The 12,942-nt window shown below is 60.3% G+C and carries 11 protein-coding genes; 6 read left to right on the top strand and 5 right to left on the bottom strand.

Features of this window, described 5'->3' with window-relative positions; genetic code table 11:
* The first annotated feature begins 167 nt into the window (after positions 1-167).
* The 3 genes from ACZ5ZH_RS16945 (at position 168) to ACZ5ZH_RS16955 (ending at position 4,595) form a co-directional block, all read left to right on the top strand.
* Positions 168-917: a helix-turn-helix domain-containing protein gene (locus ACZ5ZH_RS16945; protein ID WP_449469795.1), complete on the top strand. Its 750-nt coding sequence runs from the start codon at positions 168-170 to the stop codon at positions 915-917.
* Positions 918-1,209: 292 nt separating this feature from the next.
* On the top strand, positions 1,210-3,678 hold the full coding sequence (locus tag ACZ5ZH_RS16950; protein WP_464773113.1) for a TonB-dependent receptor: 2,469 nt from the start codon (positions 1,210-1,212) through the stop codon (positions 3,676-3,678).
* Between the two features lie 23 nt (positions 3,679-3,701).
* Complete coding sequence (locus ACZ5ZH_RS16955; protein ID WP_449469791.1) at positions 3,702-4,595, top strand: hypothetical protein; 894 nt, start codon at positions 3,702-3,704, stop codon at positions 4,593-4,595.
* A 43-nt stretch (positions 4,596-4,638) separates the two neighbouring features.
* Here the strand turns inward: ACZ5ZH_RS16955 and ACZ5ZH_RS16960 are convergent, their stop codons facing one another.
* The 4 genes from ACZ5ZH_RS16960 to bktB form a co-directional block, all read right to left on the bottom strand.
* Positions 4,639-5,169 (bottom strand): VOC family protein, encoded by a 531-nt coding sequence (locus ACZ5ZH_RS16960; protein WP_464773114.1) that lies wholly within the window; start codon positions 5,167-5,169, stop codon positions 4,639-4,641.
* A gap of 56 nt (positions 5,170-5,225) precedes the next feature.
* Positions 5,226-6,977 carry an N-acyl-D-amino-acid deacylase family protein gene (locus tag ACZ5ZH_RS16965; RefSeq protein WP_464773115.1) on the bottom strand — a complete coding sequence of 584 codons (1,752 nt, stop codon included), beginning with the start codon at positions 6,975-6,977 and terminating at the stop codon, positions 5,226-5,228.
* A 272-nt stretch (positions 6,978-7,249) separates the two neighbouring features.
* Complete coding sequence (locus ACZ5ZH_RS16970) at positions 7,250-7,561, bottom strand: hypothetical protein (RefSeq protein WP_464773116.1); 312 nt, start codon at positions 7,559-7,561, stop codon at positions 7,250-7,252.
* Positions 7,562-7,760: 199 nt separating this feature from the next.
* Positions 7,761-8,942 carry a beta-ketothiolase BktB gene (gene bktB / locus ACZ5ZH_RS16975; protein ID WP_464773117.1) on the bottom strand — a complete coding sequence of 394 codons (1,182 nt, stop codon included), beginning with the start codon at positions 8,940-8,942 and terminating at the stop codon, positions 7,761-7,763.
* Positions 8,943-9,141: 199 nt separating this feature from the next.
* Here bktB and ACZ5ZH_RS16980 point away from each other — a divergent pair, with 199 nt between their 5' ends.
* Together ACZ5ZH_RS16980 and ACZ5ZH_RS16985 are read left to right on the top strand one after the other, a co-directional pair.
* A complete protein-coding gene (locus tag ACZ5ZH_RS16980; protein WP_464773118.1) occupies positions 9,142-9,822 on the top strand; it encodes a TetR/AcrR family transcriptional regulator in 681 nt (226 codons plus the stop codon).
* A 116-nt stretch (positions 9,823-9,938) separates the two neighbouring features.
* Positions 9,939-10,646, top strand: coding sequence for a TetR/AcrR family transcriptional regulator (locus ACZ5ZH_RS16985; RefSeq protein ID WP_464773119.1), 708 nt, complete (start codon positions 9,939-9,941; stop codon positions 10,644-10,646).
* A 50-nt stretch (positions 10,647-10,696) separates the two neighbouring features.
* Here ACZ5ZH_RS16985 and ACZ5ZH_RS16990 read toward each other — a convergent pair whose 3' ends face one another.
* On the bottom strand, positions 10,697-11,947 hold the full coding sequence (locus ACZ5ZH_RS16990) for a TetR/AcrR family transcriptional regulator (RefSeq protein ID WP_464773120.1): 1,251 nt from the start codon (positions 11,945-11,947) through the stop codon (positions 10,697-10,699).
* Positions 11,948-12,069: 122 nt separating this feature from the next.
* Between ACZ5ZH_RS16990 and ACZ5ZH_RS16995 the strand changes: the two genes are divergently transcribed.
* Complete coding sequence (locus tag ACZ5ZH_RS16995) at positions 12,070-12,930, top strand: TauD/TfdA dioxygenase family protein (RefSeq protein ID WP_464773121.1); 861 nt, start codon at positions 12,070-12,072, stop codon at positions 12,928-12,930.
* Positions 12,931-12,942 lie beyond the last annotated feature (12 nt).

A 12,942-nucleotide genomic window follows, 5' to 3' on the forward strand; every position in this document is an offset into this window, starting at 1 on the left:
GCCATGACTGGAGAAGACAAGAAGCTTCGGCTGCACGAAAGCCGTGCAGCCGAAGAGTCGAGGGATGGATATCGATCGCGGAACCATCCACGATCAAACATCGCGGAATATGATCTAGCGCCGTGGTCGGCCCACATCATCCTTGCAGCGTGGGAAGGGATCATCTGATGAGCCCCTCTCATCCGTCCAACGACCCTTTCGGAATGGAACATGAGCTGCTGCTGGCGGCGCTCCGACGGCGGCTACGAGCAGCGGGCCTGACCCAGGCCGACGTCTCGAAAAAGCTTGGCGTGGGCACCGCCACCGTCAAACGATGGCTGCATGGCCGTGGGCTGGGCCTGCGCACCTTGTCGCAACTGTGCGCACTCGCCGACACCACGCTCACCGAAATCGCCGAAGAGGCCGCCGTGCGCGATCGGTCATCCGACAAGCTGACGCTGGCGCAGGAAAAGGCGCTGACCACAAGCCCCGAACTATCCACCATTTTCTTCATCATCGTCACGGGTTGGCCGGTGTCCGAAGCCGAGGAAGGCTTTGGCATACCGCCCGAACATATCGCGCAACATGTCGAACGGCTGGAAAGGTTGGCGCTGATCGATCGCCTGCCGGGAGGACGTCTACGTGCGCGGCTGGACCCGGCCCATGTGTGGCAACGCGAGCCCATGCGCAGGCATTTCGAACAGCATATGAAGCATCTGTTCTTCAATCTGAACTATGGCGACCCAGATACGATCTTCGGCGTGGAAACGGTCAAGCTGTCGCCCGTGGGCGTCGCGCGTGTCGCGGAAAGGATCGAGCGTTTCAGGGCCGAACTGCGGGAAATCGCGCAGGCGGATCGTCGCACCTCGGCTCTTCCGGGAGAATGGCACGCTGTTCTTGCAGTGGCATGTCCGGTGGCGCCGCTGAAACCTCGCTGATTGTGGATGGCCCTTGACGAAGGGATCATTTCAAGACACGCTGCATGCAAACAAGATAGCTCGGCCGAAGAGCTGATCGGTGGCCGAAGCTGTCAGGAGAGGATGCAGAAAGGGCTCGCGGCCATGCGCCGCAGATCAGGCTGCATCATGAACAATATAATGGCGGAACACCGCCAAACGTCCGTTTTCGGATGCGCGTACGCGTGTTCGGCCCCGGATGGTGGACCGAGTTCTAAACGGAGCACGGCCGTATCGAGGGATGGCATCGCCCGACGAAAGGAAGGGGATTGCCATGCGTTCATCTATTGCCGTTGCGTTAGCGGGCATATCATCGTTCGCCACGACAGCGGCTCTGGCGCAGACTGCCGACCCGGCCACGCAGGCTGCGGTTCAGGGGCAGCTGGCCGACATCATAGTGACGGCGCAGCGGCGCGAGGAAAGCCTGCAAAAGGTGCCCGTCGCCGTGACCGCCATCGGCGCGGACCAGCTTGACCAGTTGCGCGTCACCAATGTGCGCAACCTCGCTGGCCTGGCGCCCAGCCTTCAGATCAATACGCAGGGCCTGCAATCCAATCCCACAATCATCATTCGCGGCGTGGCGTCCGGCACGTCCAACAATGCGGTCGATCCAAAGGTTGGCATCTATCTGGACGGCGTCTATATCGGCCGCACGGTCGGCTCGATCTTCGACCTGTCCGACATCCAGCGTGTAGAAGTGCTGCGCGGCCCGCAGGGAACGCTGTTCGGCCGCAACGCGACAAGCGGCGCGATCAGCCTTGTGACGGCTGCTCCAACGGGCGAGTTCGGCGTTCGCGGTACGGTATCCTATGGCAATTACGACGCGTTCCGGACGAAAGTATCCGTCGACCTGCCCGCCTTTGGCCCCTTGTCGGTCAAGCTGTCCTACCTTCATGACGAGATTGAGGGTGATTATCGCAACCTCCTGGGCGGCCGCACCATAGATCTGCGTCAGCGCGACCCGTCATTCGGCGTGCAACGCATCGCCGACCGGCTAGGCGAACGCAATGTCGATGGCGTAGGCGTCGCGGCACGACTGGATCTGGGCGACCTGACCGCCGACTATCGCTTCGACTATACCGATGCGCGTTCGACCGGCCGGGCGATACAGAGCTATGGCGTCATCCCGGATGCATCAGGCCAGTTGTTGGCGCCGATTGTCGCCTTCCAGCCGCTATTCGGCGGCATCACCAATATTTCGACTGATCGCCTGACGTCAGTCGCCAATGCGACCAGTCCCGAACATGTAGTGACGCAAGGGCATAGCCTCACCTTCACCTATCCCGTGAGCGATGAGATTACGCTCAAGAGCATCACTGCCTATCGCAAGTTCCGGCAGGATCCGAACATCTACGACCTTGGCGCGACCGGAGGTTTGCGTTTCACGACCGCGCAATTCCAGGCACTGCTGGCGGGTGATGTTGCAGCCATCCTGGATCCTGCCAATGCGCCGGGACCCAATGACTCATTCTTTTCCCTGCTGACGTCGCGATCCACCAGCCAAAAGCAGTTCAGCCAGGAATTTCAGGTCCAAGTCACTTCTGAAGCATTCGACCTGACGGCGGGCCTTTTCTACTTCCATGAAAATACCCCCGCGACCGACATACTGGGTATTTTCCAACCCGTCGCGAACGGCGTTGTGCTGGACACATCCACCGTCGGAGTGATCCCCGGCCTGCCGGTCGGGCAGCTGCCCTTCGACATCAACGGCGACGGCGTGGTCAATGCGGCCGACTTCAACCCATCGCTCGACAGCATATTCGGCAGCGGACTGACGCGGACGCGCGCCATCAATGACAGCTACGCAGCCTATGGGCAGCTCACCTATCATCTGACTGATACGATCGATTTGACGGGCGGCATTCGCTACACGATCGACAAGCGGGAAAACCGGATCTTCGCAGTATCCGGCGGGCAGGGCGGCCAGTTGGGCGTCGGCGACTACAAGGTCGATTACAAAAAGGCCACCTGGGCGGCGATCGTCACCTGGCGGCCGACCAACCAGGTGACGGCTTATGGCAAAGTGTCCACCGGCTATGTGGCTGGCGGCATATTGAGCGGCATCCCCTATAAACCCGAAACGTTGACAGCCTATGAGCTCGGCCTGAAGACGCAAAGCTGGGGCAACCGGCTGCGGACCAATATCGCTTTGTTCTACAGCGATTATAAGGATCTTCAGACCCAGAACTTCATCAATGGCCGCCAATTCTTTGACAATGCAGGAAAGGCGAGCATCAAGGGTTTTGAACTTGAGGCGGATCTGGTGCCGGTGCGCGGGCTAACATTGAGCGGCAATCTGAGCTATACTGACCTTGATTATAAGAGCTTCATCCTGAACGGGGTCGAAGTTGCCGACATTGCCCGCACCACCTTTGCCTCCAAATGGCAGGGCCGCGCCTCGGTCCAATATGACAGCCCTGACATGAACATGGGCGGCCATATCTCGGCACGGGTGGACGGTCGTTATCGCAGCCGCGCGCCGCTGGTCTCGACGCCCTTCTTCGACCTTGCGGGCAATAGCGCGGACCTGAACCGATATGCCTACACCAAGGCATATTGGCTGGTTGATGGCAGGATCGGCTGGGTGGACATGCCCTTGGGCGGGACAAAGGCGTCTCTGTCGCTGTTCGGCCAAAACCTGTTCAACGAACATTATAATCCGTTCGGATCGCCCGTGCTGCAACTGATAGCCAGCTACGAACGCGGGCGGACCTATGGTGTCGAACTTGGGGTGAGTTTCTAAAAGACAGAATGAAGAGGAGAGACATGATGGAAAACGAGATTGCGGCGCGCGTAAGCAGCGCGGATTTTGAATATTATAATGGATCGGGGCCGGGCTTCACGACCGAAAGCTCCGTCTTGATCAGTTCTTCGCCCTATCTCAACCACCCGCAACTGCGCGCGCTGATCGCTCAGGAGATGCTGCGGCGGAATGGGGCTGAACTGCCTAACACCGCCTATATTCCCGATGTCGTTAAGATATTGATGGAACTGGAAAACTGGCCCCGTATCTTCCAGCTGTTCGAGGAAGAAAAGGCGCGGCTTCCTGAATTCAAGACATGGTTGGACGGCAAAAAAGTCTCGCTGTTCAAGAATGAGGAACTGGCCGGTGCCGAGCCGGGCACGCTACGTGCCGTGATCTACGATTTCGTGGTCAATAGCGGCTATAATATGGACCATTTCTTCCAGGGGATGGAGATAGAGACCGATTTCGACTTCTACATGAAGGAACGGACCCATACCCATGACATCGAACATATGATCACGGGTTTTGAAACCAATCATGCCGGTGAAATAGCGCTGCTGGCAGCGAACATGCGCGCGCTTTATAAATATTTCACGCCCGAACTCGCATCCTTCTTCAACCGCGTCAGTTCCTATCTGCGCGCCAAGACGATGATGAAGAGCGGGCTTTTCTATCCTGAGTCGGTGAAGATAGAGCTGGACGCTGAAGACATTGGCGCAGCACAAGGGCGTAATTGGAAGCATCCCCTCTTCCTCATTCCCTATCGCGATTATCTCGACTGGCAGGTGACAGATATTCGCGAGGAATTCGGCATCACTAATCCGCCAAAGCCCGGTGAATGGGCATGGACCACCGCAATCAGCGAAGACCCAAGGCCAAGCCATCAGGGCATGCCCTCCATGGCGGCGGAGTAAGATCAGGATTGGCGCTGCCCCTCTGATGAGGGGCAGCCGCCTACTACATTGCCGCGAAGTCGATCACCGTTACAGCATCGCTGCCGTCCCAGTCGCGGGCCGCCACGATCCCCGCTTCGCACATGCCGCGCATATCGGGGCCGCAGATAAACTCGAACAATTGGCCAGGCTCGCCGGGGACGCGCAAATAGGCGACGCGCGTGGCAGGGTTATGCGCCGTGAAAAGCACTTCCATGCCTCCCGCCACCGCCATTTCAACGGCAGCGTCCAGATCATCGACTATGCGAGCGATGTGGTGAAGGCCCAGCAAGCGCGACCCATCATCAGCCCGATAGGGTGACGGGGCGTCGTTCGTGGCCTCGATCAACTCAATTTGCACGCCATCCTGATAGGATAATCCGACGTGCATGGTGACGCGCGTCGGTTCGCCACGATATTGGCCATCCAGCGCGACATTGCGGAATACGGTCCATGGACCCACGCCCGAATGACTGATCCAGCGATTTATGCTGGCATCGAGATCGTCCACCAATATCCCGATCTGGTCGATCGCACCGAATTTTGCCAAATTCATATTCCCATTTGCAAGGACAGGGTGCGAACGGCCTGCACCGCCCGCACCCTTTTTCTTTATTCAGCGGCTTCCAACGAAGCCAGCGCGTCATTCGCCGCGGCGGTGGGCACCAGATATTCGCCCGGACGGGCGCCGGTATAGCGGTTGCCGTCGAAGGTCTTGACCCCATTCACCAGCGTAAGCCGCATGGGCGCAGCCGGACGAGTGAAGCGCCATGTCGTACCGCCATCGCCATCGGGCACGTCGAACCGCTTCTCCATATTGCGATATTCGACCTCGCTCAGGTTGAAGACGGCAATGTCGGCGCGTCGCCCGACCTTGATCTCGCCCGTATCATGGAGGCCGAAGAAATTGGCGAGCTTGCCCGTCTTTACATGGATCGCCTGCTCCAGAGTGAGCAGCCCTTCCCGCACATATTTGGTGAAGAGAAGGATATTCTCGCCGCCACCGCACAGCATCTGAAGATGCGCGCCCGCGTCGGAGATATTCCCCACCGTCTGCGGGTCCAGCATCAGCTGGATGGTCAGGTCCTCATCCTTCGGGAAGGGCGCCATATGCACGGTGGATTTGGTGCCATTCTCAAGAATCCACTGCGCCATTGCGTCCGAACGGTGCAGGCCACGCGACTCCGCAAATTCCTTCAACGTACCGCCCACGGGGCCGATGCCATTTTCGCTATCCAGCAGATACAGGTCCTGCGGATTATTCATCGGCGAATGCGGCCACGCCTTGGTGTCCCAACTCTCCCGCGCCCGCGCCCGCCAATCGGGATCAGCAAGCAAGCGTGCCTTTTCCTCATGCGTTTCGGCAAGGACGACTTCATGCCAGACATAGTCATTGGACTGGGCGAAGATCAGCGACTTGACGAGGCTCAGCGTGCTGGTCGGCGAGACATGCGCATAGCCGGGCCAGACATCGATCCCTTCTTCCTTCAGCTTCGCAAGGGTGTCCTGCAACCGGGGCAGAATATCCTTCTGGAATTCCAGCGTCGGAATGCCACCCGCCACCTGCATACGGATAGCCCGGCCTTTCGCCAGCCGGCCAAGCCGCTCCAGGCTTTCCGGTCCGGTCTTGCGCATGAAGGTATCGATGATGACCTGATAAGTCGTGCCGGGGTAACGCTCCATAACCGCAAATAGCGCTTCGAACTCCGCATCATCGGCGAGCAATGTGGGGATGGCGCGGTCGTCGCCATCATGATCGTGCAGATTGTCCGACAATCCAAGAGCGCCAGCGGCCAGCGCATCCTCCAGCAGTTCGGCCATGCGCGCAATCTCTTCAGCCGTTGCCGCGCGATCCCATGCTTCAACGCCCATCGCAGCGAGACGCAGGGCAATATGACCAACGAACGCAGAGTAATTGGCAGGCAAGCTGATGTTGCGCGCCATCGAAGCCTTATATTCCGACCACTTCTCCCAGTCCCATGGGACGTTCTGGAGGAAGGGCTTCAACGGAATATCCTCGAAGAAGGAGAAAATCTTGATCATCTCCAACTGCGCGGCCTTCTCCTTCGAAAGCGGCGCTGCGCTAAAGCCGCAATTGCCCAGAATTACCGTGGTCGCTCCGTTGCCGGGCAAGGGGTCCAGATCCGGTTGCCACCACATCGTCGCGTCATAATGGGTATGGCTTTCGATGAAGCCCGGCGTCACATAGCACCCACTGGCATCCACCACTTCCTCACCGGCGACGGCGGTCAGACCCGCGCCGATCTCGGTGATCCTGCCGCCTGCCACGCGCACGTTAGCAGCATAGCCGGGCGCGCCTGTGCCATCGACCACCGTGCCGCCACGGATCAACATGTCCGTCATCTCTCTCTCCTCTTGAGGCTTGTTTTCCCTCGAGCCGAAGCCATTGCATCTGTGTCGCCCGTTCACCGGCGATCGTGCTGGATGCAGGCTATCGCGACCCGGCCGACCACCGCAAGTTCACTGCCGGACAAGTGGGTGACAGGATCATCGAGTGATCCCGATCGGGATTGATGGGTGATCCCATCCATCGGGACCAGGATGCATCGGTCAACTGGAGGCCATCAAGGCCCGGCGGCGCAAAGCGCCCTGACCAGGACGATAACGCTTCCCTATCAAGCCGCCGATTGAAGCCCTCCGTCGACTCCCTGATCCGCAATGCCCGTAGCTGTAGAGAGCCGTTCAGGCTCCATCATAAGTGCGACAAAATGCCACCACGCAGGAGTAGCGGGGCGCAGTGCCAACAACTGCCCCTGGCGACGCACCGCAACCCAGCGGCCATCTTCGCGTTCAAATTTCCACTGGGGATCGCAGTTGAGCGGCACCTGTTCGAATTCAGGCGCACCATTCTGCCGAGGACCGATCGCCCGGAGCTGACTGGGAACTTCGTGGCAGACGCCTCCGGGAAACTCGACGAGAACGGACATGATCTACTCCATGCCAGCGGGTGGTCAAACCGCCGCCTCGTCCAAACGCACGACAAATGATTGAGTTCTCGAAATAAGGATAGAACATGACGCATCATGTTCGGGATAGGGCCGTCGAGAGCAGCAGAGCCGCTCTCCTACAGGCATCGACAATCACGCCGAACCCCGAATGTCGGGGGTTCGGCGTGACATTCAATCGTCAGTCGACATTCTCGATCACCAGCGCGATGCCCTGACCGCCGCCGATGCACATGGTGATAAGGGCATAGCGGCCGCCGATCCGCTTCAGTTCATAAGCCGCCTTGATCGTCAGGATTGCGCCGGTCGCGCCGACAGGATGACCAAGCGCGATGCCCGACCCGTTCGGGTTCAGCTTTTCCCCATCGAACTGCAACGCGTTGGCTACCGAAAGAGCCTGCGCCGCGAAGGCTTCGTTGGCTTCGATCACGTCCATCTGATCCAGCGTCAGCCCGGCCCGTTTCAGGGCAACCGGCACCGCCTTGATCGGGCCTTCACCCATATATTCCGGTTCCACGCCCGCATGGCCCCAGGCAAGTATCTTCGCCAGCGGCTTCAGCCCGCGCCGTTCCACTTCGCTTGCCGTCGCCAGGACGACGGCGGCCGCGCCATCATTGATGCCGGACGCGTTGCCTGCGGTAACCGTCCCATCCTTCTTGAACGCAGGACGCATGGCGGCCAGCGTCTCGGCGCTGGTGTCGGCGCGGGGATGTTCGTCCGTGTCGAAAATGGTCACGCCCTTGCGCGTCTTGACCTCGACCGGCACGATCTGCTCCTTGAACCGGCCTTCCGCGATAGCCCGCACCGCGCGCTGATGCCCTTCGGCCGCCAGCGCATCCTGCTGTTCGCGCGTGATGCCATGCCGTTCGGCGCAGTTTTCCGCCGTCACGCCCATATGGTATCCGCCGATCGCATCCTGAAGCCCGCAGACCAGCGCGTCCTCTACCGGATTGTCGCCCATCTTCCGGCCCCAGCGCGTGCCATGATCATGATAAGGCACATTGGACATCGATTCAGCGCCACCCGCGACGGTGATCGACGCTTCACCCAGCTTCATCATCTGCGCGGCCGATACGATCGCCTGTACGCCCGATCCGCAAAGCCTGTTCAGTGTCAGCGCCGGAACCTCAAACGGAACCCCTGCCTGCAAGGCGATGGCGCGCGACAGCATGCCATCGCGGGCACTGGTCGGCATCACCTGACCCATCACGACATGCTCAACGTCGGAAGCCGACACACCGGCACGGGACAGCGCTTCCTTCACGACAATGCTGCCGAGCTGCGAAGGCATGAAGGGCTTCAGCGAGCCGCCGAAATCGCCAATCGCCGTCCTGACGCCGCTGACAATATAAATATCTTCCATCTCTGATCCTCTGAGCAATGGGATGCGCCGTTCCGCACTTGCAGGCGCTCATGCGCCCCCACACGCAACTGTCAAGGACAATGCGCACCGTGCCACATGGGTGGCGGCGGCGCCTGACCATATAGGAATGGCTATGCTTGCCGACCAGATCAGCCACGACATATGGCCAAATCCCGGTCGGCCCGTTACGAACAAACCCATGACCAGCACCGCCCAGCGCGCCATCAGCGAACATGTCGTCCAACGCACCAGCAAGGGCCAGCGCACCGCCGACCGCTTGCTCGACACGGCGGAACTGCTGTTCGCGCAGAAGGGCTATGAGGCGACCGCATTACGCGACATCGCAGCGGCGGCAAATATCCAGCAGCCCGGCCTGTACAAGCATTTCGAAAGCAAGGACGCCCTGTACCGGCAGGTTCTGCAACGGGCGCTCCAACCCTTGGCGGACGAGATGGAAGCGACCATCAGCCGGTCGCCGCGAGAAGCCTCCTTTCGCACGCTGTCCGACAAGCTGATCGATGTGCTGGCACAGCATCCCAATGTGTCCATGCTGCTTATCCGGTCGATCCTGTCGCCCCCATCGGATCGGGACGAGATCGGCATGGCCTGGGTGGAACGGCTGATGGATTATGGACGGCGGATCACACGCGCGGCCGAGGTCGAGCCTCCGGCCGAGGATCTGATCCTCCAGATCGTTGCCATCTTCAACATGATGTTCGGCTATTTCTGGGCCGCCCCTCTTTCTCGAGGATTGGCAGGCATTGACCCGCTGTCTCCAGAGATGATCGAGCGGCAAAAGGCGCTGCTAAGCCGATTTATCGCGACGATCGAACAGGACCAGCCTGACGGGAAAGTCACGGCAGGCGCCTCACCGGAATAGCGGTCAACGTGCATCTGCCTTGTTTCCGATCCGTAACGCCTTAAACTGCCTTCTCACATTTTTCGCGAGGCGGGACGCCGATCGCCCAGCCTGGTCCCGGAGTAATAGTACAAACGATGTCCGCCACCCGTCTTTCCAGCGTCGGTCGCCGCGCTTCCATCATTGCAGCGGCCAGGGCGGTTTTCGCGCGCCACGGGTTAGAGGGCGCGCGGACGCAGCAGATCGCCCGCGCCGCTGGTGTGTCGGAAGCCCTGCTGTTCCGCCATTTTCCAACCAAGACGCACATTTATCGGGCCGTATTGCGCGAGGTGATCGCAGACCAGAATAAGGTCTTCCGATCATTCGGTGACGCCGAAGCCAGCACAGAGGGCTTGCTCGAAATTTTGCGGCGTACCTTCAGATATGCGACCGCCGGGATGTACGCCCTCAATGCAGAAGGCTTGCGCATGGTCTTAGGCAGCCTTGCCGGCGACGGAGGCTACGCTCGCCTCGTCTATCGCCGGGCCTTGCGCCTGACACTGCCCAATCTGGAAAAGGCGTTGCAGGCGGCACGGGCCGACGGGGGAATACCCGGAGAGGCGCTTTCGACAACGAATGTCGGCGCTTTCATAGAACATATCAGCACGATGATGCTGGTGGCGCGCTGCCATGAAAAGACTGCGATACCCTATGAGGAAGATCGCGTGTTGCGCGACGCGATCCTCTTCTGCGCACGCGGGCTTGGCGTCGCGGAACCACGCATCCAGCGATTCCTGGAGCAGATGAAATCATGCGAGCCCGAAACCGCGGCATTCATCCGATCGGGAACGCCTGTCACGCCGTAGGATGTGAATTGGGAACCTTCTTCACCAGCTTCGGTGGATTCGAGATAGGCTCAAAGCACTGCCACGAACCCCCGCAGGAACATCAACGCCGCACGTTCCGCATAATGCCGCCGTTCAAGCTTTGAGATGGAATGCCCGCCCGCCAGCAGACGATTGCCACGCATCGCAAGCACCAATAGTTGGCGCGCGTGCCAGTCCGCACTCTCCTTGATGCCCAGGCTTTCCAGCCAGGGGATCAACCCCGTCACCCACGGCCTTCGCAGGATAAGGTAGACGTCCCGCGCCAATGCAGCGTCCCGGCGAGACTGACTGATGACGACGCGGTGCAACCGGATTGAGCGACTGGAAGCCAGGTTATCCAAGGCCGCTTCCACATATCGGCTTAATGCCGCCGGATCGGCTTCACCCGACGGCAACGCTGGCGACTGTGCCCCGCGCGCGCAGTCTTCGGCCATTATACGCATTGCAGCCGCAAACAGCCCGGCCTTGCTGGCGAAATGCCGGTAGAGCGTACCCCGCCCAACCCGTGCCTCTTCCCCGATAAGGTTCAGGTTGGCGCCTTCAAAGCCCTCATCCAGAAAATGGCGCCCTGCTACATCGAGCAAGGTCCGGATATGAGGAAGCGGCTCCTCACGCAGTGGCGGCTCGGCGTCGAATAACGGCTCCGGCGAAGGCAAGCCATTCGACTCTCCCGGCCGGATACCCTGAACGAAAAGCGCCACCGATTGTTGCACTATCCGCTCGCGATGTTCTGGCGAAGCGGGAGGAAAGCCCATGAGGACAACCGGGCCTTCCACCGCAAGCGATCCGAAATCCAGCGCCAGTTCCAGCGGCACCGGGCGGTCAACGCCCTTCTCCCTCGCATAATCCTCCAGCGCTAGCCGCACCGGCTCCAGCCGCATGCCCTGCCCGTTCTGCAACGACGACGCCAGGTCCGGCATCTTGTGCGCGACGCCAGCCGCAACCCAGAGCGCGCCGAACATTCCCTGATCCAGCGCCGAATCCAGAATCGCCCGTGCAAGTCCCGCCAGTTCGGACCCGCCTGTCGCGGCACTTTCATGCGCCGCCGCCGCGCGAGCATCGAACTCCGCGCCCTGCGCATCCAGCGCCGCCCGGAACAGCGCTTCCTTGTCGGGGAAGTAGCGGTAGATTGTTTCCTTGCTGACACCTGCGGTGCGGGCGATCGAATCGATGCTCACCGCGTCAAAACCGCGCTCGACAAACTGGGCGCACGCCGACGACAGCAAATGCCGGACGCGCGGCGACGCCAGTTGGCTCCCGGCCTCCGCTACCACTTTCATTCAGCATCCCCGCACATTGGAACCTGCTATAACAGGCTCAGGCACCGATGCACCCATGCTTCTTGACGAAAACCGAACGGTTCGATACCGTTCGGTCATATAGAAAGATGGAGAGCGATAAAATGGCATTGCCATGGACGGAGCGGCCGCTCGAACCGTTCGGCGTCGAAATCGGCCTTCGGCTGCAATGGCCGCTGCCCGACGGATTCGAACAAAGGCTGACCGAGCTATTTGATCGCCACAAGCTCATCCTGTTCCGCAATCAGAAGCTCAGCGAGGCCGATCAGGTCCGGCTGCTCGAAAATTTCGGCCGCGTCCTGGGATCGCACGGTGAATATCGCGAAATCTCCAGCGATGGCGCCCTCGGATCGGGGCCGCTCACCTGGCACAGCGATCTGGCTTTCACCGAAGAACCCTTCAAGATCATCTCGCTGCATGCCGTGGCCGTAAATGACGGACAAAGCTGGACCGACTTCGCCAACGGCGCGGCTGCGGCCGCCGCCCTGCCGCCCCAGCTGAAAGCCGCCGTCGCAGGCCGGGAGGCAGTCACGGTGATCGCCCCGATCCAAACGCACCGTACGGTCGGCTACGACAGTTCGACCGACCTGCCGCATCAGATACGCCCGGTCATCATCCCCCACCCCCGGACCGGCGAGTCCATCCTCTATATCAGCGACATGCAAACCGCCCGCATCACCGGCATGGACCAGCCGGAAAGCGACGCCACGCTCAACGCCCTGTTCGCCCAACTCTATCGCGAAGATCGCATCTATCGCCACCACTGGAACAATGGCGACCTCGTCATCTGGGACAATATCGCCCTCCAGCATGCCCGCTGCGACCTCACCGGCATGACGCCCCGCCGCCTCCAGCGCATCGTCGTCGCGGACAAGAGCTTCTTCGACCTGCTGCCGCAATTCAAGGTGGGGGATGAACGGATCAGCGCCTGGGGTTCAGGCAACAAGCAATTGGTACTTGATTGAAGGAACGACAAA

This window comes from Sphingobium sp. TomMM7A, from assembly GCF_055397305.1.